The sequence below is a fragment of the Exiguobacterium sp. N4-1P genome (assembly GCF_002214325.1).
Window position 1 is genome coordinate 1,227,871 of sequence record NZ_CP022236.1, and the last position, 19,661, is coordinate 1,247,531.

Consider the following 19,661-nt stretch of genomic DNA (forward strand, 5'->3'; position numbering starts at 1 on the left):
TCCTTTAAGATTAGGCGTTGAGTAGGGCGTAGTCACGACTGATTTCACTGTGTGTGTATGTTCCTGTAATCATTGCGCCGATGGCTTGACCGATTGCAGCGACAGCTTCAGGAGCTAAGTCTGGACGGAGTCCGTTGAAGCGACGACGGGCGATGAGGGCATCTCCGTTCGGTGAAACTTTATCCGCTCGTTCGAAGACGACGACGAGACTCGTTTTGATTTCTTCCGCTTGTGTCATGTGTATCACCTCCTTCGCCCCTATTAACAGGGTGCGAAGAGATATTGTTCGAAAGGAAGTGAAAAAAAGAATGATTTGGTTTCGATTTTTACGAAAGATGTCCTTTTTAAAGATGCGGACGTTAGGCTATGCGTCGTTTTTCTTTGTGTTCGGCGTCGCCTTGCTGATGTATCTCGTCGAACCGGAGACGTTCGGCTCGTATTTCCGTGCCGTCTACTGGACGATGACGACCGTCGTCACGGTCGGATACGGTGATTTCTTCCCGAATACGGATTTCGGGCGGATGATGACGATTTTTGTATTCATTTTCGGGATCGGGATCGTCGGGAGTTTAATTTCGAAGCTCGTCGACGGAGTCCAAGTGATCCGCGATCAAAAAGAGAGAGGGTTGTTGCAAGTGAAAGAGTCAGGCCATACGATTGTCTTCGGCTACAGCCGCCGGTCGAAACATGTCATCGAGGAACTGCTCGAGACGACGGATGTCATCCTCGTCGATGATTTGGAGCGGGAACCATTCAGTCACGAACGGTTCCACTATGTCAACGGGGACCCGGCACTCGCCTCGACGTTACAACGGGCGAACGTCAAACAGGCGGCGCGTGCAATCGTCCTCGCCGATCATTCAATGCCACCGGCGCTGGCGGACGGCCGGACGCTGCTGATTGCTTCAAGTATCGAACGCGCGAATCCGGACATCTATACAATCGTCGAGATGATGCTTGAAGAACATCTCGACAGCTTTGAACAAATCAAGGTCGACGAAGTCATTCTCGGGGACGAAACGATTTCCCGGATGGCGATTCTCGCCTCCCATCACCCGGGTGTGACGAAAGTCGTGACGAACTTATTGACGAAACACGGGGACGGGATGTTCTCGATTCCGGTACGACCGGAGTGGACGACGTACCGTGAAGCGTTCCATGCGATGCTCGAAGAAGGCGTGACGATTTTGTCCGACGGAAAGCGACTTGACCTGAACCGGCGACTCGACGAAACGATTCCGCCCGGCTCATTGTTGATCGTGTTATGTGGAGAAGAAACAGCTAAACGGATTGGTGCTTTTTAAAGAAGAGGATTACATTTATTTCTTTTCGGGTATAGTAAATAAATTTACTATGTAGAGGAGAATTTATTATGACGAACGAACAACCAGAGTGGATTCAAGAATTATTTGAGACTGTCGATCAAGGAGATTTGAAAGATGTCCCGAAATTACTTTATATGGCGCTAACATTAGAACCAAGTTATTTCACAAAAGCAGTCAGTCGACTCAACCAGCGGCTGGAAGTCGAAACGCTCCGTGACATATCGGAGCTGTTGACGGTGTATCGTCAATTCTTCATCTCGGCGAACCCGTCGGAAGAATATTGGACGGTCGCCTGGAATGAATTGATTCAAACGATGCACCACTTCATCGACCGGACGGAAGCACAACAACTCTTTAAAGAGCACGTCGATTTAATCGACTGGTGGTCAAGTGAATCGTTGTTATCGTTACCGAGCTGGTTGACGGTCCTCGATTTAGCGGAACGTATTGATGCGCTCGATCAATTCAGCAGCTATCTGCCGGACATTTTTGAAAGTTACGCTCTTGAGACGGCGAAAGACGAGCCGTTTGCGCGGCTTGCCTGGTACGCTCTCGCAAGTCAGCAACAAGCGTTGCTTGAGCCACACCGGGCGCGCATCGCCGAGTCGGAAGCGACTGAAATCCGCTCGCTCCAAAAGTCTGATTTACTCGATCAAATTGATACGACGCGCGTCCATGTGTTAAAGTCTAAGAACAACGAACCGATTGAATTGATGTTTGATCGAAAATGGACATTATAAGGCAGTGAACAGCAAGTCACATCAAGAAACTACACGAATTTAATCCAAGGGGTGTAGTGATGATACACGTCAATGTACCGAGCGGTGACTACATCGTTCTAGTTGAAATCAATCGCGAAGTATTACTTTGTCAGACGTTAGAAGACGCGGATCAAGCTCAGCGCGACCGCTATGAACTGGTCGGGAGAATGAGTGAACGCCTCCCGGCAGAAGTAATCGGTCCCTCGATTGCGGATTTCGTCAGATTTTCAACGGGTTTCATTGGCGAATCTGTAATATGGAACGAGGACGAAGAAGCGTTTTTTTGTCAGCAGTTTGAGACATTTGACGGTTCTCCGCTCGGAGAAGACTTGACGGGGATTGACGCCGCGCGTTGGCGCGCCGTCCTGGCACGGTACTATGCGTATGTCACGATTGGGAAAATCACTTCATTTGAAGTCAGCGAAGAATCAGGTGGCACTGTTCCTTTTTAAGTCCGTTGAATCAGCAAATCAATCGAATCGGCGTGTGTTAACAGAAGGGCAGGGTCCATATGAAAAAGCAACTTGTATCACTCACTGTCGCGCTTGCGGTCGGTCTACCGACGACGGCATTCGCTAGTTCCCAATATGTCCAGTACGATCCGACGTTCACTGACCAACAAAAACAAACCTGGTTAAAAGACCAAGGCTTAAAAGAAGTACGTCCGCTGAAACAGGACGGATTTTCGCTCGTCGAGCCACTCGCACACCTCGATGCGGATGAAGTCAAAGTTGACTTGATTCCCGTCACGGATGTCGAGAAGGCGACCGATTCGGCACAATTGCAACAAACATATCTTGATCAATCACGCATCCCTACTTACTGGAAGTACAGTCATGGGAAATCAGATATCCGCGTCGCAATCATCGATGACGCGATTGATACGAAACACTCGGAATTCAAGAACGTCATCTATAAGACGACGACGATTTCCGGAATCCGTAAACCGGATGATCACGGGACGCATGTCGCCGGAATCGTCGCAGCTGCAGAAGACGGAAAAGGCATCGTCGGTGTCGCTTCCGGTGTCAAGCTGATCGGCGCGGACGTCTTTGACGGTGATTATGCCAGTTCGATTGATATCGGTGACGGGATTTTATATGCGATCGCGCAAGGCGCGGACGTCATCAATCTGTCGCTCGGTCAATATGAATTTGATCCGTACATGGAAAAAGCGATCAAGAAGGCGGAAGCGAATAACATCATCGTCGTCGGCGCTGCCGGCAACGACGGTCGCAATAAATTGCTCTTCCCGGCGTCGATGTCGTCGGTCGTCGCCGTCGGCTCGGTCGGAACGCTCGGTCGGGCATCGACATTTTCGAACTACGGACGTGGACTGAACATCATGGCACCGGGGGAAGGCGTCTATTCGACGATCGTCGGGAACAAATACGGCTACCTCGACGGAACGTCGATGGCGACACCGATCGTCAGTGGCGTCATGGCGCTTGCGAAGTCAAAGAACCCGTTCATTTCGAACCATACGCTCCGCAGTAAGCTTTATGCGGCCGCATCGAAAAAATCAGGCGATACGTCGCTTCATTACGGGAAAGGCCGTCTGAATGCCGGGATGCTGGCGAAAGTACCGGCTCCGATTTCGAAAATCTCGTTGCCGTCCGTCATTAAACCGAACCAGACGTTTTCGTTCTATTTTAATGAGTATTCGAGTGCGTCGACCCGGACCCGTCTGTATAAGGACGGTGCCGTCGTCAAAACGTTTTCCGACTCGAACTTACGCAACGGGCTTCACAAATTTTCCTACAAGCTAAAGGACAAAGGGACGTACAAACTCGTCTTCACGACGTCTGCCGGCCGCCACACACGAACGGTCGAACGTGTCCTGACGGTCAAATAATCAAATAAAAAAAGCCAATTCCTCATGTGAGGAACTGGCTCGAAGAAAGGACTCAAAGATCTTGCTTTGGGTCTTTTCCTTTTTTATAAACGGGAGTCGGCACAGTGAGTGTCTCACCTGTCCACTCGATTTTAGCTTCCATTTTATACCCGGTATCATCCTCATGGACAAACGAGAGGCGTCCCGAATCAATTAGTTGATACAAACCGAATTCAACCTGTTCCGCCCATGAGCGTAATGTCATCGCTTCATCATAGAGTGGAATTTGTTGTGGGAATCGTTCGTTCATCAAAAGAATATCGTGTTGGTCGAAATGATAGCTTCGTTTTGATAACGCATCCGGTTGTTTGACGTTAAATGGCTCGAACGCATGGATGAGTTCTCCTTTACGATAAAAGGCAAAGATGCCGTTGCGGAGATGCAGCGCCTTGATTTCATCGATTTCGATCAAGAACGTCAGCTTCCGGACGGTACGCTGGTTCGTACCAGAGCGTCGTTTTTTCATAGTACATGCCCCCTTCTGAACCATTGTACTATACCGCGAAATCACGTGAACACGCAACTTTTTCGATTGCCGTTTCTGAAAATAAACCTTGCGGGAAACAGGGGAGTACGCTACACTGTTAAGCAGTGACTATGTTGGTTCGGACAATTGCGGGGCACTTCGGTGCTTTGAGGAAAGTCCATGCTCGCACAACCTGCGATGGTTGTAGTGATCGTGCTACACGAAAAGATAAGTGTAGGCAGCGTCGTGCTGACGGCAGAAGGAACGCCTAAGTCTTCGGATACGGCCGAAACTTCTTGAAAGTGCCACAGTGACGGAGCCTTACTGGAAACAGTAAGGGTGGAACGAGGTAAACCCCACGAGCGAGAAACCCAAATTTGGTAGGGGAATTTCCGGAGCGGAACTGAACGCGAAGGAGAGCGTATGTAAATACGGAGATAGATGATTGTCGCCCACGTGTGAGGGTCAAACCGTTTGCAACACTAGGGAACAGAACATGGCTTACAGGACCACATAGGCTGTTATTTTTACTTTGAACGAGAGTCCAGGTCCAACTGGGCTCTTTTTTTATTGAAATGATTTTGGAAAACTTAAAAACAGGTAGGAGCGTGAACAATCATGGCAAAACGTTTAGTCATCGCGACGGCAGCGATGGGCATTGAGGCATTGGTCGCAAAAGAAGTCCGCGATTTAGGATATGAGTGTACGGTCGAAGACGGAAAAGTTTACATCGACTGTGAGATGGAAGACATTCCACGTTTGAACTTGTGGCTCCGGACGGCAGACCGAGTCAAACTGGTCGTCGCGGAATTTAAGGCGACGTCGTTCGAAAAATTATTTGATCAAGTCAAAGACCTCCCGTGGAGTGAACTGCTCCCGTGGGAAGCGAACTACGTCGTCAACGGCCGCTCGGTCAAATCGAAGTTGTTCTCGATCCGTGACTGTCAGAAAATCACGGAGAAAGCAATCGTCTCGCATATGCAGGAAGCGTACAACAAAGGGGACGAGTGGCTGCCGAAAACAGGAGCGAGCTTCCCGATTGAAGTCGCGCTCTTAAAAGACATCGCGACGCTGACGATCGATACGTCAGGCGACGCCCTCCATAAACGCGGCTACCGCGAGTTCCACTCGGCGGCACCACTGAAAGAGACGATGGCAGCGGCGATGCTGATGCTGACGAACTGGAAGCCGGACATGCCGCTCTATGACGTCTTTACGGGTTCCGGAACACTGGCAATCGAAGCGGCGATGATCGGACGCAATATCGCACCCGGGATCAACCGTGAGTTCGTCTCGCAGGAATGGGCAGCGATTCCGAAAAAAGCCTGGTTCGACGCAATCAAGGAAGCAAACGAAAAAGCCGAGTGGGACAAGCCGCTCAAAATCTATGCCAACGATACCGATCCGGAGATGGTCAAGCTCGCGAAACAAAACGCTGAGCTCGCGGACGTCCGGGACGCGATCAACGTCATGCAACGCGACGCGGCCGACTTCAAGCCGAAGGAAGACTTCGGTGTCATCATCGGCAACCCGCCGTACGGGGAACGTCTCGAGGATGCACGTGAAGTCCATCAGCTGTACCGGAAAGTCGGTAACGCCTTTAAGGAATTCCCGTATTACAGTGTCTATATGATCACGTCATACGTCGAGTTCGAAAAAGCGTTCGGCCGCCCGGCGACAAAACGCCGTAAGCTGTATAACGGGAACATCGAAGTTCAGTTTTATCAGTACTACGGATTGCGCCGGAAACGTCCGCAAGCGTAAGTCGCTCCTGTTGTTTTATTGAAATTTGACTGATATAAGTCAGTCTAAAAAATATGTTTGTGACGGACGTTTCCGCCATCCTCGCTTTCCATGGGCGGAAGGTAAGCCGCGACAGCCCGCATTTGGATGCGGTCATGCCGGGTCTTCCCTCTTCCTGACGGAAACGCGAATCACGTTTCCTTTTCCCATAGGAGTCGAGGATGAACGTTTCCGTCCTCCATCAATCAAATGGCCGATAATCCCACTTTTCACGGGAATATCGGCCATTTTGGTACAAATTCGTAGTGTTCATAACGGTTTAGTCTGTGACTGAATCACGCACGAAAAAAACACTGATTCGTTTTAATCGATAGATACCCCACATATGAGTCAGCCTCAAGAATTTCCCCGCGAACTGCTCAACAGAGCGTTTTTTGTGTATTCAGTTAGGTATTGTGTTTAATCATACAATTCGTCATACAAAATAAGCCGTCAAATCGACGGCTGAGATGTTACCATTCATATCCTTCTTCACTATAAGATCCATCCGAATTGAAGAAGCGTTCTTCTGCTTTACCGCTTGACGTATTCGTATAGATGACATATACATCGAGGTCATCGTGCTGATCCGCCATTTTTTTAGCAGCTTTACGAGCATCGGCTTCATTCGTAAACGTTTCCGTCATAGTTGCCTTTTGATGCTTCTCTACACCATTTTCCTCATAACCTTCGACTGTCCAGACTTTTTTTGATGACATAATAACCAACATCCTTTCATTGCAGAGCGAGTTGTGTAACGCTTTGCTGTTTATCATTATGCTTGGTTTCATTAAAATTAGTCAAATCATTATCTTTATACAGATAGAGAACAGCATCCAGAGGGGCTAGAGATTGAAAACGAAAAGCGATTTTTCTCGTTTAAGAGAAGAATCGCTTTTTAGTTTTTCTCCGTTTAGGTATTCACTTACATTTTTGTAATCAACAGAAATATCGAACGATAATCGGGTTTAATATGGTAAATTATTGATGTTAGCAAATGGTTGAAGAAACCAGCCTGTATGTATGAAAAAACTTTTGACGATTGAAGATTTTAAAATATGCTCGATTAGGGGAGGAAGAAGAATGGATATTCTGTTGAAAGGTTTACTTTATGCAGCTGTGCTCGGAGCGCAGTATCTATTATCGAGTCAAAAGAATGTGTACGTAGGGGCAGTTGTCCCGTTGCTTTTTGTAGTGGGAATGACTTGGCGGTATGTTAACGTCGAGTCGGTTAGTACAATGCAATACTTGCTAATCACAGGGCTTGGTTTGCTTTTTTTGGTAGCGGAGTGGGGGAAAGGCCGAGAGGTGTTTCGAAAAAATCAAGAAAAAGAGTTGGAGCGCATGAGCATACAGGATTTGAAGTGACATGCATCATGATTCGAGGTTAGGATTCTTTTTCTATTCTATATTTTCAGCTTGGCTGATTTATTTGCCGTCGTTAAATAAAATACTTGATCTTAAAAATAAAATGTAAAACATTCGATTAATTGTCGAAAGGAAACACGATAAGGAAAGGGGAAAAGGTGTCATGTGGCTACTGTTTGGGATACTTGCCATCTTCGCGACGGCGGTGAATCTGATTTTGTACTTCATCGGCAAGGACTATAAGCTGGCAATGGCTGCCGGGTTATCGCTTACGGCGCTCACGCTGTGTGCGGAAAACAGTCAAATTGCGAACTGGGTCGAAGCGGAGGACTGGGCGGCCTTGGCAGACGTTGTTCCCGGAATGGAACGCGTCTGGTGGTTCTTGACGATTGTGTCGATTGGACTGAATCTGGCACCACTGTTGCTCGAATATCGAAAAAACCGATCTTAATTGAGGCGTGAATGGATTTTAAAAGGGGATCACATGATGACCTATACCTATTTACCACTGACACAACGTCAGGCGGAACAAATTGCGTATGACTGGAAATACGAGGGTGACTTTGCGTTCTACGATATGCCGAACGACCAAGAGGACTTGGCAGAATTTTTGGATCCGGACAAACGGACGGAACATTACTATGCGGTGATGGATGGTACACAACTAATTGGATTTTTTGTGTTCGAACCCGGATAGGACAGCCTTGAATTGGCGTTAGGGATGCGACCCGATTTGACGGGACGGGGAAACGGAACGGCTTTTTTGGAATCCGGTCTTGCCTTTGCGATCAAGCAGTATCAACCGCGCCACATTGAATTAGCCGTCGCAACGTTTAACGAACGGACAATCCGGTTGTACACTAAAAGCGGTTTTGAGCCGATTGAACGGTTTCAGCAAGAAACGAACGGTGGAAGCTTTGAATTCGTCAAAATGCGTCTGCATACAGGAGTGATGAAATGAATATCGAACAGCAGTTATTTGAGGCAGCAAAAGAATTAATCGAAACGAGGTATCCGAGCGGATGGGGCGGAGCGGCAGCGATGGCGACCGATGACGGACGGATCTTGACGAGTGTCGCACCGGAAGTCGTGAATGCGTCGACGGAATTGTGCATCGAGACTGGTGCCATCCTCGAAGCACACAAGTTGAATTGTCGGATCACACATACGATTTGTGTCGTGCGGGACGATGAACAGGCACCGTTCAAGATTTTGAGTCCATGCGGTGTCTGCCAGGAGCGCCTATTTTACTTTGGAGCGGACGTCAAAGCTGCCGTCACAAATCCCGAGCAAGCACTGGTCTTTAAAGCACTCCATGAGTTGCAGCCGTACCATTGGTTAAAAGCCTATTGAAGCTGAGTAACAAGTGAAAGAAGAAGAACTAATGTTAGTATGAAATTGGCACTGATTATAGGTTATCAGGTAAAGAAGGTGAGGTTGAATTTGCTACATTTATCAAGTTTTATAGCCTTAGTGCTAGGTATCGGATGTGGTCTGATTGCTCTTGCTGTCTACGTCCTAAAGAAGAATTTGAAGAACTGAACTTTCGAGTAGTTCTACTTTAATAATGAAAATCAGCTTGATTGATAAAAAGAGGAGTGTACACATAAACTGGTTCCCACTCCTCTTTCGTACGTTATGTGCCGTTAAATAAGATTCGGCTATGTAGAAAATCGTCATCGGTATTTTCCGTTCCTAAATAAAGACAATCAGCGAAAATCCAATCAGGATGTTGATGAAACTGAGGACATCCGTTGTTTTGGTAAAGGACGATCGTCCCGTTTTCTTTGCTCTGTCATTGAAAAACATCAAAATGATGGCAAACAGCGTTGTTAAGCCGAGCGGGGCGTTAAGGAAACTGTCGGAATACGTGAATGAGTTAATCACGAGGTAAAGACTGTTCAGTACGGAAAGATAGAATAATGTTTTTTGCATCCAATCACATTCTGTTGGGTTTATTATATGATTATACATTTTTACATAAAATTGCCAACTTGGGAAAGGGAGTCTTAAATGTTTTTACCTGTAACTATTTAAAACCACGAACTTAAAGTCATAAAAAGAGCCAAATCCCTTCTTTGTTAGAGGTGAAGGCACTTTGCTCCTTTTCATCATACGTATGAATAATGGTTAAGTGATGTTTGCAAAAACAGTCGTTAAAAAGAGAAACGAAGATGTTTACTTATCCGTGGGTCTTAGCTTCCTTATTTATAGATATCCCGACGATGGCCAATCTCAAGAATCAAGATCACGACTTTGTCCTCTTGGATGTCAGCAATCAGACGATAATCACCGATGCGATACCGCCATTCACCCGAACGATTCGAGACCAGACCCCTTCCATGACGACGCGGATCATCCGTCCCGACCAGGTTCTTCTTGATCCAGGACATGATGATCCGCGATTGTTGAGGATCCATCTTCTTAAGGGACTTTTGAGCTCCGCGCTCAAACTCGACTGTATATGCTGTCATTCTAAATCAAGTGCCTTCATCATATCATCAAACGAGATTGCTTCTGATTTTTTGCGGTGTGCTGCCATGGAATCATGATAGAGTTGTAAATCAATCTCATCTTCAATACGATCGAGAACGGCATCGCGAACAAGTGTAGAAATCGTGATGTTTTTTGCTTTCGCATATTCTTTAATCAGTCGCGTATCCTGATCGTCGAGTCGAATAGAAATCGTACTCATCCTTATCATCTCCTTTGTAATACATTGTAATACATATTTAGATGTTAGTATAGATACGAGTTCGTTCTCACTTCAATCTATTTTGATTAAGAGAGCAAACTGACCATCACCGTTCTCCGACCATCTTGCTTGAAGTTCATATGCGTACGTTCCACTCTTTTTTGGTATTACGAGTTGCTTATTTTTTAACGTAACCGGGTTACTTTTTTCAGTCATGTGCAGACCGTCTGCGTAGATTTTGTCGACGCATTGACCTCTAAACATGCCACTCCAGCAAAATTAAAAAAATCAATCATATTTTTAATCAGATAATCTAATATGAGTTAAACTGAAATGTGGCTTAAACTGTATATCAACTTCCGTTTTTCCTGAATCGCCTTTGATTTTTAAACACTCACTTTCATTTCTAATTGATTCTATAAAATATAGTTCAAAATCGAAGATCGTCCACCTGTATTCATCATTACTTAAGCTGACGTCACATTTATGTTCATATTGTGAGATATACAGTAATAGCTGAAATCCGAGTTTGTCGACCTTTTTATACATATAAAAACCGGCACCTTCTTGATAAAGTTCTTCAGGTTCTGATTCGAACAATTCAAGCAGTTCGTACTCATCATAAAACATGTTTTTCTACTCCTTCCTTTTGTATGTGTTGTTTATAGGTAGGTATCGCGGTAATGACTTTCATGAGGATTTCGTCCTTATTGTTTAGAAGTAGGCAGATTTGTGGCTAGTTTTGATAAAACTAATGAATCAAGCAAGGTTTCTTTGCTTGACTCATTCTGGAGGTTCCAAATGACAATCGAAGTAATTAAAAATATAAGGGTGTTGTTTCGCGAAGAAGCGAAACGACCAGTTCCATTGTTGGACTATCTTGAACTAAACGATTTACGAATCGATGAACTTCTGAAAGAGGAAGATCGGAATGGTGAATTTATTATTGAATTCGAGCTGGAACAAGACACCATCACGTTGTCTTACGAAATGCATGAGCGGGAAGAAACATCACAAGTCGAATACATCGTGTATTTCATCTGTAAGTGGAAATGGATTTGGCAATGGTATTCGAAACGATTTTTAGAACACGACATACCATTTGACGTTTATCCGACAATCATCGATTACGCGAAAGCCCGCATACGTCCACTCGAATTAATGGAAGAAACGGTTCAAGAATTAGAGGGATATACAAAAGAAGGCTTACTCTTTTATTATGGGTCGGGACCGTTCGATGACTTTGAGGAGTCCGATGAAAATCTGGATCAAATTTTAGAATATGATGAAATGAACAGCAAAGAAACCATGCGAGAACAGGGACTTTATTTTGACCCGGAGATGGAAAGATGGATTCAGATTCCGGCTTCTCTCGACATCATCGAAAAGACAATTCGGCCATTATCAAACGTAATGTAAGGACGGACTTGACGATTAAGAAAGCATCCTGCAACGATATTTTTTTTGTATTCACCGAACCTGACTCAATTGAATCTTTGCTCTTTTCACTACTATTTTGCTTATTCATCATTTGAGAAGATCCTGATACTTGTAGCCTTTTAAGATGTCATCATTCTCTTCATACGTCCATGCTTTGACGGCGAGATCAGGGTTTGCTTTCAGGTGATGCGTCAAGATATCGCGGCCTAAAGAATAGCGGCTCCATAAAGGGATGTCTTTTTCAGTGTTTCCCATTGTAATCTCCTGATAATCGGCTTCGCCGTTCCCAATCAGACGCGCTACATGTTTCTTCGCTGCCTCATCGATTGGTTTATCCCAGGGCGGCTTGACATCTTTAATGATGCGATCGGCAAAGGCATCGGCTTTCCCTTCGAAGATGACAGAGTCGAGGGACGTATCGATTGAACTTAACTCGGGTGTGTCATTCAGGACCAGGTGATGGTATTCGTGTGCGACCGTATAGGCAAGCACGTCCTGATCGAAGTCGGGATTTAGATTAAAGAGGATGGAATCTTTAAAAGCGGCTCCACCGACTCCTCCTAACGGATCAATCATCGACCAAAATTCCGGATTGGACGGTGCGATGAAAATCGTGCTGTTTTTTTTAGGGAGAACCTTATGGGAAGCGAGGTAGCTGTTCGTAATGATTTCTTTGATTTCGTCATTCCGTTTCGCCAATTCATTCGTACGATCGAGCAGATCCTGCTCATTGATTGTTGATTGCAACAAGAAAAAGCTCTTTAGGCTGTTTGTATTGAAGTTCTCCTGTTCCCCGATCTTGTCAATGTAGCCGAGGACATATTCTGCATAATTTTTTACGTCCATCGCTGAGTCGTCTTTCTTAAGCGATGCCTTCAAATATGTTTGATACGGCGCGTACAGCGGTACGATCGTCAGTTCGCTGTCCTTGCCGATTTTTATAGTTTCTGGTTTGAAAGCTGCAGACTCTTCATGAGTCACTGCTTTTTCTTTTTCATCTGAACATGCCGATAACAGAAGGAACGGGACACAAAGCAAAGGAACGATTACTTTTTTCAAGGGGATGACCTCCATCAGTGTTTATTATTTTGTCAATATGTAGGAATGAATGCTTCAGTGAGCGTAAGTTCAATGTAGTGAAGCGACATCACTTTATACGGGAGACCGTTGCATAAGGTTTCGATAATTCCTTTTATTTACAAAAAATATCACGTATCAAATTGTTTTGAATACTAATCGTATAAGAAATTACCGAAATCGTGAAACCTGCTTTGAGAAGAAGAAGTAGAAGAGAGCAAAGGGGATGATGAGATGGTACGCTGTACAAATTGTGACTACAAGTGGAAGACGAAAGATGTACTCGCTGTCGGTTTTGCGAAGCATGGCAAAGCATGCCCGAATTGTGGCGAGAAGCAGTATCTTTCAAAAGATACGCAGCATTATCTGTCGCTCGGATACGTCAGCCTGTTTTTTTTACTGATCATGCCGTTCGTCATCAAGCTGAGTGATCGGGAAGAATCTGTCTGGTAAGCAGCTCGCCGCGTGTTCAAAAAAGACGGAGTTTTTCTAACGGTGTATACTGACGGAAAAGGGGGCGCGACGGGATGCCATCGCTTTATGAGATTGAAGTACAGGATGCAACCGGACAGACCGTTTCATTACAAGATTATGCGGGAGAGGTACTTCTCATCGTCAATACAGCCAGCAAATGCGGGCTCGCCGGTCAGCTCGGAGACTTGCAACGGTTGTACGACACGTATGCCGAGCAAGGCGTTCAGGTGCTTGGTTTCCCGTGTGATCAGTTCAACCGTCAGGAATTCGCCAATCAAGAGGAAACGATGCAGTTTTGTCAGCGGAACTACGGCGTGACGTTCCCGATGTTTCAGAAGATTGACGTCAACGGCCCGACGGAACACCGGTTGTATACGTACTTGAAACAGCAACAGGGAGGACTGCTTTCGTCAACCATCAAATGGAACTTCACGAAGTTTCTCGTCGACCGTCAAGGGCGGGTCGTTAAGCGGTTTGCCCCGGTCGATTCAATCCAGACGATTGAAAAAACACTGGCGCGCTATGTATAATGAAACCACGTCCTGTCCGGCGCAAGCCGTCGGACAGGCGTATCGTATCACCCTACCTTTGGCGAGGTAGGGCTTTTTTTATGTCAACTCTGCTTTGGCAGATTAAAAGAATGTCTGACGGTAAAATCACTCATCTTGTGACCAAGATCCGTAAAGACCGGCGGACGCGGGGACAGGACATGAAAGTCTTGTTCGAATGCCCGGATGGCGTAGTGGGTCCAGTCGCGCGACGGATCCCGCTTCAAGCCCATCCAGGCCGTCGCAAAGGTCAGAAGTGCCGAGTCCTGATACAGGGTGAGCGGAACCGTACTGAACTCCAGTCCGTCATCCAGTTCATGCAAATCCGACGACCGGAGTAAGACACAATCTGCTTCAAACAACAGTTCAAAATAATTGCAGGAATAGTCACCGATGAGCACCATGATTTCGTCCGTATGGCCGCGAAAATAAAGTGCTAACCGATCGCTGTTTTTCTCATCTATGACTAAGTGATCAAGTGCAATCTGATAGTCTTCCCGGTACAACAGTTTCTCAAATGTAATGTGCATGACTAATCCCCCTTAAGAGTGTTTCTCCTTGGCGAGTTCGAGGATATCCGGCTGTCGCACCCGTCGTGACGACCAGATGAGTAATCCGATGCCGCAAAATAAAAGTAAAATGCCGACCCACGACAACAGACTGAGCGTTTCCCCGAGGACAAAGATTCCAAGTAATGCAGCGGTCAACGGTTCACCAAGCGACAGCGTGACGGCAGTCGAAGACGAGACATACGCGAGCCCTTTTGCGAACAAGAGGTAGGCAAGACCGGTCGCAAAAACTCCGAGATGCAGACTGATACCGGCACCGCGTAGACTGAAGACCCATGACAGGTCGAACAGGAACAGGAGCGGCGACAACAAGAGAGCGCTGAGTGTAAAGACGACGGCGACGACCGACAGCGGCGGATGGGTTTTCACCAGATTCCGGCTGACGAACGTGTAGGCGGCAAAGGAGAGTCCGGCACCAAGAGCGAGCAAAATGCCGAGCGGATTGACCGAGACGGCCGCTTGATTCATGACGAGCAGCAAACAACCAGTAATCGAGAGTAACGTCGACAGCCACCAAATCGTACCGGGACGGTTTTTTAGGACCAACCATTCAAGCACTCCGGAAAAAATCGGCGCACTGCCGATCGCGACGACCGTTCCGACGGCGACACCGGTCATGAGGACCGCAGAAAAAAATAACGGCTGATAGGCGGCCATGCTGAGGGCGGCTAGAAAAACCGTGAGCAGGGGCCAATCTTTTAAGGTCAACTTTCCCGTCAGTAAGACGAGGCACAGTAAAAAGAATCCGCCGACTGCTAAACGGACGGCACCGATCGCAATCGGATGGGCCGTTTCCGGCGCAAAGGCTTGCGACGTGCCGGTCGTGCCCCACAGCATCGCGGCCAGTAAAATCAGCAACATCGACGATTGTTTCTGCATGGTCCACCTCCAAATTAATTGATGACTGATGTGATACAGGCACCGTTATGATTAGAAAAAGAATACCACAGAAACAGGAAAGACGAATCACCCAAATTATTGGTAAAATGGTAGAATCGAGGAGGACGTATCAGTAAGCCTTAGATAGAGATACAAAAAGGATGGAGATCATGAATCAAATCGCAGTTGTCCTAGATGGACTCAAACAGAAAATCAGCATGGATCGACGTTCATTCAACGGAAGTATAACGAAATCGGTCAAGCAAAATTTAATTTGCTCGAACCGATGAACGCCTAGTTATTGGTCATGCTCTTTACCGGGCTGGGAATAAGCAAGAATCACGTTTAAAAAGGAGCATCATGAAATGAAAAAATTACTCATCGTCCCGTTATTGTTCAGTTTAGGCGGATGCATGTCCCTCGATACGAAACCGAGCAGTACAACAGTCGAAAACCGTATTCAAGGCAGTGTCAAAGAGGGATTTACGTTTGAATACAAACTGTCGAATACAGGTGATTATCCTATAAAAGTCGCCTCCCGTGCCGGACGTTTGTTGAACGTGCAAGTGCGCAAGCACGATACGCAAAAAATCGTCTACGATTCGTACCAAGAAGTCGAGCCAAAACGATTGTCAAAAGAAGTTCAACCGCATACAACGGTGACACTGAAGAAAACCGTTGAAGCCGGTGCCATTCCAGCGAGTGTGTACGACATTGACTACATCGTCCGTGACAACATAGGGGAAGCTACAGCCGGTGACGGCGAAATTCGATTAAAATAATTCAATCCAGGAGGAACACCTATTGAAGAATCCGAATTATCGTTACGGTACGTGGGCATTGATTGTCAGCTTTTTCTTGTTTTTCATCGTTCAACTATTCAGTGCCTATATTGAACTTTCACCGGATTATGCAAGTGAGGAACTCGGGGCGTACCATTTGATGTACTTCCCGGTCACTGCCCTTGCTATTGGCAGTTTCCTGTTGATTAACGGCTGGTGGCAAGAAGATGTAAAGCGGCAGGCAAAAAAGCAGGAACAACTGGAATCAAAAAAGACGATGAAGAAAATTTAATTTCTTAGACGGGTGAAATGAATAGATAAGGAATGTCCGATGTTTAGGGAGGATAACAGTGGCTGAAATTGTATGTAAGAGTTTTTTCAAATACTGAAATGATTCCATTTCCAAAAAACATCTTAACACTTGTAGGGCGATGATTGGTCAATTTAGTGAATCCCAATCGTGTGCTGCAGTCTTTTAGAAAAGTAAGCGAGAGGAAAGACACGCAACATTACCGCGAGTTTTCCCTGAATAAAAATTCAACTTAAAGGGTACTTTCTATAAAAGCATTTTTTTGCAAGAGAATTTTTAACGATAGGAAGTGAACTCATGACGAAACAAAATCAGCATGTCACACCACATCCGGATGGTGGATATCAAGTCAAAGCGGCAGGGGCCTCCAAAGCCACAAAACGTTTTTCGACGCAAAAAGAAGCTATTGCCGCAGGTCGTGAAATTGCGAAGAAGCAGCAGGTAGAATTAATAATTCATAACAAAGAAGGTCAAATCCGCGATCGGGATTCGTACGGAAACGATCCTTTTCCGCCACGTGGATGACGAACGTTTGGTAGAACTGCACAATAAAGCACGTCCATACAAACTGGACGTGCTTTATTGTGCAGTATTTTTCGTGTGTGAACTCCTTTGAGTGCGCCACTTAAAGTTAAGAAATACTTCAAAGATGAGAGCTCATGGTGCATGAAAGGAGAATTACTTTGTTAACACGGGTGAAATGACTGTAGACACCGTATCTAGTCCTTCAGCCGTCACCCGAAGTCCTTTGACGTTCGTGACGTTGATTTCAAAATCGACAGGGTCTGCACCAAATATATTCGTATATCGACCAAGTTCTTTACCATTATTATCAGAGAGCACAACGCGTGAAGCTCGAGTGAAAGTGGGAGATGAATCGCCACCCTCTCTTTCGGGTATATACGTTGCAAGGAGAGGAACATCATGTTGACACACAAGGCCTACAACTTCAGAATATACCCGACAAAAGAACAGGAAATCCTGATCGCGAAGACCATTGGTTGTTCGCGCTTCATCTTCAATCACTTCTTATTGAAGTGGGATGAGACATATTGAAGTGGGATGAGACATACAAAATGACAGGAAAAGGACTGTCTTACGGTTCTTGTTCGGAAGAAATTCCGATGTTGAAGCAGGCGTTCGACTGGTTGAAAGAAGTTGATAGCACGTCTATTCAAACGAACGTCAAACATCTTGACGGTGCTTTTGACCGCTTCTTCAAGAAGCTGAACGAACGGCCACGCTTCAAGTCAAAGTGCAACCCTGTTCAATCGTATAGGACGAACATGCAGGGCAAGTCTCAACTTCCCGAAGACGGGCTCATCCGTCGGCGTCGATGTCGGACTCAAGACCTTCGCCATCCTGTCGAACGGCACGGTGTACAAGAATGACCGTTTTTTTTCGTTCGCTTGAGAAAAAGCTGGCGCGTGAGCAACGCAAGCTTTCTCGTCGTCAACGGTTGGTCTTGGACAAGAAAGGAAAACTTTCCGCATGCTCGAATACAAAGCGGAATGGTACGGCAAGACCTTAACCTCTAAGCGAAGCGTAGGTAGAGGTAGTTCAATTTGAGCCTTTCCACGACAGACTGAACTAACGGTTCAGTAGCATGAAATTTTGAAAAGACAGGGGATGACTAAATGTTTTCAATAACAATAGAGAGTTTTATACGCATTACCACTGTAGGATTTTTAGCTTATATCAGTCTAATAATTTTTTTACGAATTTCTGGGAAGCGGACATTAACTAAGTTGAACGCTTTCGATTTAGTGATTACAGTCGCACTTGGTTCTACTTTATCTACTATTTTACTTAGTAAGGATGTCAGTTTATTAGAAGGATTGACTGCACTTACTCTATTAATTTTAATGCAATTCATAATGACATTCATAGCTGTTCGTTTTGAAAAATTCAATAAACTCATTAAGTCAGAACCACGATTGCTATATTTAAGAGGCGAATTTCTTGAAAGGGCTATGAAAAAAGAAAGAATCAGCAAGAACGAGATCTTACAAGCTATGCGTAATAAAGGAATCGGGGGATTAGAGGAGGTGAAAGCTGTGGTTCTTGAAACAGACGGTAGCTTATCAATTATTAAAGGAGAACTAGAGGATACTTTATCAAATGTACAGTCAAATATAGCGAGCCGAAACAAGTCTTGAAATTTAAGTTAAAAACGATTTTTTTACATTCTATATTAAGAAGACACACGTAAAGCCTTTGCTATGCAACTCTTTTTCTTTTGTATGTATTCCTTTTCTTTATCAAGTTCATTGTTGATTTTTTTCAGCTAGATGTAAGGATAGAAGGAATGAAAAGTAAAATATTTCCTCCGTAAATCCTCACTAAAGGAGTGTAATTTCAAAAGAAGCAGTTGTCGTAACTTGTCCAATTCCCCCACTTGGATTCATAAAAAGGGAAAAATAACTGGGAAATTAATATGGAGAAGGTTTCTGTTGAAGCGATGATGCGTGAACTGGTTAAACTGGAGTTGGCCGAGAACTGTCTTTTAGACATCCGGTCGTTTATTGAATCAAAATCAGAATGGACGATTGAGTACTTTAAAGGACTCGAGCAGGACAATCCCGATTTACAACAAGGGTTGGTGGAACTGGACGAGTTGTCGGCTTATCTGGTGCGGCTGGACATTGCAGACATGTGCCGGTTTAATCCGTTCCTTGCACGTGTTCTTGAGGTCTATACGGGAACGATTTACGAAATTTTCTTGGAGGACGGGACGATCCGCTCGAGCATCGGCAGCGGAGGCCGGTATGATAATGCGATCGGTAGACTGTTGAAATCCGGACAGACGTTTTCGACCGTCGGTATCTCGTTTGGTCTGGATGTCATCTTGTATGCTTTTGAACAATCGGGGGGCGTCGGAAAACGAGCTTCAAAACGGGTTCTTTGACATCAAAGACATGGCGAGCGGTGCAACGACACGTGTCAAATATCACGTCCCCTTATGTGATGAGAACGAAAAAACGCAGATGCTTTGTTCTTCCGTGAACAAGATGCTCTGCGTTTTTCACATGAAAGTCTTTCGTTTGTACATTTTCTCTTCGATTCGATTCCAAATACGTGTAGCAACATACACATTTGGAATCGTACTAAGTAAGAGGAGACCGAGCATGATGATGCCATTCTTATCAACAGCGAGGAGCGGTTGGAAGATGGTAAAGACCGCAGTCAACTGTAATGGTACGGTAAGGTTGAGCCAAACAGAAAAAAACAACACGGGTTTCCACATATAATTCATCCTTTCATCATTTATTTCTTCTTTTAGTATATCAA

Annotated in this window: 29 protein-coding genes, 1 other RNA gene and 1 pseudogene; 20 read left to right on the forward strand and 11 right to left on the reverse strand. The window is 45.5% G+C overall.

What is annotated here, in order from left to right; translation table 11 throughout:
• Positions 1-10: 10 nt before the first annotated feature.
• Positions 11-238 (reverse strand): DUF1659 domain-containing protein, encoded by a 228-nt coding sequence (locus tag A0126_RS06220; RefSeq protein WP_029333476.1) that lies wholly within the window; start codon positions 236-238, stop codon positions 11-13.
• A 70-nt stretch (positions 239-308) separates the two neighbouring features.
• Between A0126_RS06220 and A0126_RS06225 the strand changes: the two genes are divergently transcribed.
• The 4 genes from A0126_RS06225 (at position 309) to A0126_RS06240 (ending at position 3,941) form a co-directional block, all read left to right on the forward strand.
• Positions 309-1,304 carry a potassium channel family protein gene (locus A0126_RS06225; protein ID WP_236549986.1) on the forward strand — a complete coding sequence of 332 codons (996 nt, stop codon included), beginning with the start codon at positions 309-311 and terminating at the stop codon, positions 1,302-1,304.
• 68 nt (positions 1,305-1,372) lie between these two features.
• Positions 1,373-2,065: a hypothetical protein gene (locus tag A0126_RS06230; RefSeq protein ID WP_088836880.1), complete on the forward strand. Its 693-nt coding sequence runs from the start codon at positions 1,373-1,375 to the stop codon at positions 2,063-2,065.
• A 59-nt stretch (positions 2,066-2,124) separates the two neighbouring features.
• A complete protein-coding gene (locus A0126_RS06235) occupies positions 2,125-2,538 on the forward strand; it encodes a hypothetical protein (RefSeq protein WP_088836881.1) in 414 nt (137 codons plus the stop codon).
• A 59-nt stretch (positions 2,539-2,597) separates the two neighbouring features.
• Positions 2,598-3,941 (forward strand): S8 family peptidase, encoded by a 1,344-nt coding sequence (locus A0126_RS06240; RefSeq protein ID WP_088836882.1) that lies wholly within the window; start codon positions 2,598-2,600, stop codon positions 3,939-3,941.
• Between the two features lie 52 nt (positions 3,942-3,993).
• On the opposite strand, the gene A0126_RS06245 is transcribed toward A0126_RS06240, so the two are convergent.
• Complete coding sequence (locus A0126_RS06245) at positions 3,994-4,446, reverse strand: hypothetical protein (RefSeq protein WP_235195231.1); 453 nt, start codon at positions 4,444-4,446, stop codon at positions 3,994-3,996.
• 135 nt (positions 4,447-4,581) lie between these two features.
• On the opposite strand from A0126_RS06245, the gene rnpB reads away from it, so the two are divergent.
• Both rnpB and A0126_RS06255 read left to right on the forward strand, forming a co-directional pair.
• Positions 4,582-4,955, forward strand: an RNA gene (gene rnpB, locus A0126_RS06250) — RNase P RNA component class B.
• Positions 4,956-5,064: 109 nt separating this feature from the next.
• Positions 5,065-6,210 carry a THUMP domain-containing class I SAM-dependent RNA methyltransferase gene (locus tag A0126_RS06255; protein ID WP_088836883.1) on the forward strand — a complete coding sequence of 382 codons (1,146 nt, stop codon included), beginning with the start codon at positions 5,065-5,067 and terminating at the stop codon, positions 6,208-6,210.
• A 491-nt stretch (positions 6,211-6,701) separates the two neighbouring features.
• Here A0126_RS06255 and A0126_RS06260 read toward each other — a convergent pair whose 3' ends face one another.
• Positions 6,702-6,947 (reverse strand): hypothetical protein, encoded by a 246-nt coding sequence (locus A0126_RS06260; protein WP_088836884.1) that lies wholly within the window; start codon positions 6,945-6,947, stop codon positions 6,702-6,704.
• Between the two features lie 364 nt (positions 6,948-7,311).
• Here A0126_RS06260 and A0126_RS06265 point away from each other — a divergent pair, with 364 nt between their 5' ends.
• The 5 genes from A0126_RS06265 to A0126_RS06280 all read left to right on the forward strand — a co-directional run bounded on the left by A0126_RS06265 (position 7,312) and on the right by A0126_RS06280 (position 8,949).
• Positions 7,312-7,596 carry a hypothetical protein gene (locus A0126_RS06265; RefSeq protein WP_088836885.1) on the forward strand — a complete coding sequence of 95 codons (285 nt, stop codon included), beginning with the start codon at positions 7,312-7,314 and terminating at the stop codon, positions 7,594-7,596.
• 163 nt (positions 7,597-7,759) lie between these two features.
• Positions 7,760-8,047 carry a hypothetical protein gene (locus A0126_RS06270; RefSeq protein WP_088836886.1) on the forward strand — a complete coding sequence of 96 codons (288 nt, stop codon included), beginning with the start codon at positions 7,760-7,762 and terminating at the stop codon, positions 8,045-8,047.
• 36 nt (positions 8,048-8,083) lie between these two features.
• Positions 8,084-8,293, forward strand: a complete 210-nt coding sequence (locus A0126_RS19830; protein ID WP_369834762.1) for a hypothetical protein — start codon at positions 8,084-8,086, stop codon at positions 8,291-8,293.
• 12 nt (positions 8,294-8,305) lie between these two features.
• Positions 8,306-8,557, forward strand: a complete 252-nt coding sequence (locus A0126_RS19835; RefSeq protein ID WP_369834763.1) for a GNAT family N-acetyltransferase — start codon at positions 8,306-8,308, stop codon at positions 8,555-8,557.
• Positions 8,554-8,949 (forward strand): cytidine deaminase, encoded by a 396-nt coding sequence (locus A0126_RS06280; RefSeq protein ID WP_088836887.1) that lies wholly within the window; start codon positions 8,554-8,556, stop codon positions 8,947-8,949. Before A0126_RS19835 ends, A0126_RS06280 begins: the two co-directional genes overlap by 4 nt.
• 342 nt (positions 8,950-9,291) lie before the next feature.
• Here A0126_RS06280 and A0126_RS06285 read toward each other — a convergent pair whose 3' ends face one another.
• The 4 genes from A0126_RS06285 to A0126_RS06305 all read right to left on the reverse strand — a co-directional run bounded on the left by A0126_RS06285 (position 9,292) and on the right by A0126_RS06305 (position 10,921).
• Complete coding sequence (locus tag A0126_RS06285) at positions 9,292-9,531, reverse strand: hypothetical protein (protein WP_088836888.1); 240 nt, start codon at positions 9,529-9,531, stop codon at positions 9,292-9,294.
• A gap of 269 nt (positions 9,532-9,800) precedes the next feature.
• Entirely contained in the window at positions 9,801-10,070 is a 270-nt protein-coding gene (locus A0126_RS06290) for a type II toxin-antitoxin system RelE family toxin (protein WP_088836889.1), read from the reverse strand.
• Positions 10,067-10,291 carry a type II toxin-antitoxin system RelB family antitoxin gene (gene relB, locus A0126_RS06295; protein ID WP_088836890.1) on the reverse strand — a complete coding sequence of 75 codons (225 nt, stop codon included), beginning with the start codon at positions 10,289-10,291 and terminating at the stop codon, positions 10,067-10,069. Before relB ends, A0126_RS06290 begins: the two co-directional genes overlap by 4 nt.
• A gap of 300 nt (positions 10,292-10,591) precedes the next feature.
• Positions 10,592-10,921, reverse strand: coding sequence for a hypothetical protein (locus A0126_RS06305; RefSeq protein WP_088836891.1), 330 nt, complete (start codon positions 10,919-10,921; stop codon positions 10,592-10,594).
• Between the two features lie 171 nt (positions 10,922-11,092).
• Between A0126_RS06305 and A0126_RS06310 the strand changes: the two genes are divergently transcribed.
• On the forward strand, positions 11,093-11,710 hold the full coding sequence (locus A0126_RS06310; protein ID WP_088836892.1) for a hypothetical protein: 618 nt from the start codon (positions 11,093-11,095) through the stop codon (positions 11,708-11,710).
• 108 nt (positions 11,711-11,818) lie between these two features.
• On the opposite strand, the gene A0126_RS06315 is transcribed toward A0126_RS06310, so the two are convergent.
• On the reverse strand, positions 11,819-12,790 hold the full coding sequence (locus A0126_RS06315) for a DUF2268 domain-containing putative Zn-dependent protease (protein ID WP_088836893.1): 972 nt from the start codon (positions 12,788-12,790) through the stop codon (positions 11,819-11,821).
• Between the two features lie 252 nt (positions 12,791-13,042).
• Between A0126_RS06315 and A0126_RS06320 the strand changes: the two genes are divergently transcribed.
• Both A0126_RS06320 and A0126_RS06325 read left to right on the forward strand, forming a co-directional pair.
• Positions 13,043-13,261 (forward strand): hypothetical protein, encoded by a 219-nt coding sequence (locus A0126_RS06320; RefSeq protein ID WP_088836894.1) that lies wholly within the window; start codon positions 13,043-13,045, stop codon positions 13,259-13,261.
• 74 nt (positions 13,262-13,335) lie between these two features.
• Positions 13,336-13,812 (forward strand): glutathione peroxidase, encoded by a 477-nt coding sequence (locus A0126_RS06325; protein ID WP_088836895.1) that lies wholly within the window; start codon positions 13,336-13,338, stop codon positions 13,810-13,812.
• A gap of 83 nt (positions 13,813-13,895) precedes the next feature.
• On the opposite strand, the gene A0126_RS06330 is transcribed toward A0126_RS06325, so the two are convergent.
• Together A0126_RS06330 and A0126_RS06335 are read right to left on the reverse strand one after the other, a co-directional pair.
• Entirely contained in the window at positions 13,896-14,360 is a 465-nt protein-coding gene (locus tag A0126_RS06330; RefSeq protein ID WP_088836896.1) for a hypothetical protein, read from the reverse strand.
• A gap of 12 nt (positions 14,361-14,372) precedes the next feature.
• Entirely contained in the window at positions 14,373-15,278 is a 906-nt protein-coding gene (locus A0126_RS06335) for an EamA family transporter (protein WP_088836897.1), read from the reverse strand.
• 365 nt (positions 15,279-15,643) lie between these two features.
• On the opposite strand from A0126_RS06335, the gene A0126_RS06340 reads away from it, so the two are divergent.
• The 6 genes and pseudogenes from A0126_RS06340 to A0126_RS06365 all read left to right on the forward strand — a co-directional run bounded on the left by A0126_RS06340 (position 15,644) and on the right by A0126_RS06365 (position 19,278).
• A complete protein-coding gene (locus A0126_RS06340) occupies positions 15,644-16,060 on the forward strand; it encodes a hypothetical protein (RefSeq protein ID WP_088836898.1) in 417 nt (138 codons plus the stop codon).
• Positions 16,061-16,082: 22 nt separating this feature from the next.
• The gene (locus A0126_RS06345; protein ID WP_239456871.1) at positions 16,083-16,352 is read left to right on the forward strand and encodes a hypothetical protein; all 270 of its coding nucleotides are present in this window, start codon (positions 16,083-16,085) and stop codon (positions 16,350-16,352) included.
• A 315-nt stretch (positions 16,353-16,667) separates the two neighbouring features.
• Positions 16,668-16,895: a DUF2188 domain-containing protein gene (locus tag A0126_RS06350; protein WP_088836900.1), complete on the forward strand. Its 228-nt coding sequence runs from the start codon at positions 16,668-16,670 to the stop codon at positions 16,893-16,895.
• A 399-nt stretch (positions 16,896-17,294) separates the two neighbouring features.
• Positions 17,295-17,829: pseudogene (locus A0126_RS06355) on the forward strand (helix-turn-helix domain-containing protein); the annotation flags it as partial.
• A gap of 178 nt (positions 17,830-18,007) precedes the next feature.
• On the forward strand, positions 18,008-18,529 hold the full coding sequence (locus A0126_RS06360) for a DUF421 domain-containing protein (RefSeq protein WP_088836901.1): 522 nt from the start codon (positions 18,008-18,010) through the stop codon (positions 18,527-18,529).
• Positions 18,530-18,807: 278 nt separating this feature from the next.
• A complete protein-coding gene (locus A0126_RS06365) occupies positions 18,808-19,278 on the forward strand; it encodes an ATP phosphoribosyltransferase regulatory subunit (RefSeq protein WP_088836902.1) in 471 nt (156 codons plus the stop codon).
• 117 nt (positions 19,279-19,395) lie between these two features.
• Here the strand turns inward: A0126_RS06365 and A0126_RS06370 are convergent, their stop codons facing one another.
• Positions 19,396-19,617 (reverse strand): hypothetical protein, encoded by a 222-nt coding sequence (locus A0126_RS06370; RefSeq protein ID WP_088836903.1) that lies wholly within the window; start codon positions 19,615-19,617, stop codon positions 19,396-19,398.
• Positions 19,618-19,661: the final 44 nt, after the last annotated feature.

Coding starts and splice junctions, on each gene's coding strand:
- A0126_RS06220 (WP_029333476.1), bottom strand. CDS start 238: ATGACACAAGCGGAAGAAATCAAAACGAGTCTCGTCGTCGTCTTCGAA.
- A0126_RS06225 (WP_236549986.1), top strand. CDS start 309: ATGATTTGGTTTCGATTTTTACGAAAGATGTCCTTTTTAAAGATGCGG.
- A0126_RS06230 (WP_088836880.1), top strand. CDS start 1,373: ATGACGAACGAACAACCAGAGTGGATTCAAGAATTATTTGAGACTGTC.
- A0126_RS06235 (WP_088836881.1), top strand. CDS start 2,125: ATGATACACGTCAATGTACCGAGCGGTGACTACATCGTTCTAGTTGAA.
- A0126_RS06240 (WP_088836882.1), top strand. CDS start 2,598: ATGAAAAAGCAACTTGTATCACTCACTGTCGCGCTTGCGGTCGGTCTA.
- A0126_RS06245 (WP_235195231.1), bottom strand. CDS start 4,446: ATGAAAAAACGACGCTCTGGTACGAACCAGCGTACCGTCCGGAAGCTG.
- A0126_RS06255 (WP_088836883.1), top strand. CDS start 5,065: ATGGCAAAACGTTTAGTCATCGCGACGGCAGCGATGGGCATTGAGGCA.
- A0126_RS06260 (WP_088836884.1), bottom strand. CDS start 6,947: ATGTCATCAAAAAAAGTCTGGACAGTCGAAGGTTATGAGGAAAATGGT.
- A0126_RS06265 (WP_088836885.1), top strand. CDS start 7,312: ATGGATATTCTGTTGAAAGGTTTACTTTATGCAGCTGTGCTCGGAGCG.
- A0126_RS06270 (WP_088836886.1), top strand. CDS start 7,760: ATGTGGCTACTGTTTGGGATACTTGCCATCTTCGCGACGGCGGTGAAT.
- A0126_RS19830 (WP_369834762.1), top strand. CDS start 8,084: ATGACCTATACCTATTTACCACTGACACAACGTCAGGCGGAACAAATT.
- A0126_RS06280 (WP_088836887.1), top strand. CDS start 8,554: ATGAATATCGAACAGCAGTTATTTGAGGCAGCAAAAGAATTAATCGAA.
- A0126_RS06285 (WP_088836888.1), bottom strand. CDS start 9,531: ATGCAAAAAACATTATTCTATCTTTCCGTACTGAACAGTCTTTACCTC.
- A0126_RS06290 (WP_088836889.1), bottom strand. CDS start 10,070: ATGACAGCATATACAGTCGAGTTTGAGCGCGGAGCTCAAAAGTCCCTT.
- relB (WP_088836890.1), bottom strand. CDS start 10,291: ATGAGTACGATTTCTATTCGACTCGACGATCAGGATACGCGACTGATT.
- A0126_RS06305 (WP_088836891.1), bottom strand. CDS start 10,921: ATGTTTTATGATGAGTACGAACTGCTTGAATTGTTCGAATCAGAACCT.
- A0126_RS06310 (WP_088836892.1), top strand. CDS start 11,093: ATGACAATCGAAGTAATTAAAAATATAAGGGTGTTGTTTCGCGAAGAA.
- A0126_RS06320 (WP_088836894.1), top strand. CDS start 13,043: ATGGTACGCTGTACAAATTGTGACTACAAGTGGAAGACGAAAGATGTA.
- A0126_RS06325 (WP_088836895.1), top strand. CDS start 13,336: ATGCCATCGCTTTATGAGATTGAAGTACAGGATGCAACCGGACAGACC.
- A0126_RS06330 (WP_088836896.1), bottom strand. CDS start 14,360: ATGCACATTACATTTGAGAAACTGTTGTACCGGGAAGACTATCAGATT.
- A0126_RS06335 (WP_088836897.1), bottom strand. CDS start 15,278: ATGCAGAAACAATCGTCGATGTTGCTGATTTTACTGGCCGCGATGCTG.
- A0126_RS06340 (WP_088836898.1), top strand. CDS start 15,644: ATGAAAAAATTACTCATCGTCCCGTTATTGTTCAGTTTAGGCGGATGC.
- A0126_RS06350 (WP_088836900.1), top strand. CDS start 16,668: ATGACGAAACAAAATCAGCATGTCACACCACATCCGGATGGTGGATAT.
- A0126_RS06360 (WP_088836901.1), top strand. CDS start 18,008: ATGTTTTCAATAACAATAGAGAGTTTTATACGCATTACCACTGTAGGA.
- A0126_RS06365 (WP_088836902.1), top strand. CDS start 18,808: ATGGAGAAGGTTTCTGTTGAAGCGATGATGCGTGAACTGGTTAAACTG.
- A0126_RS06370 (WP_088836903.1), bottom strand. CDS start 19,617: ATGTGGAAACCCGTGTTGTTTTTTTCTGTTTGGCTCAACCTTACCGTA.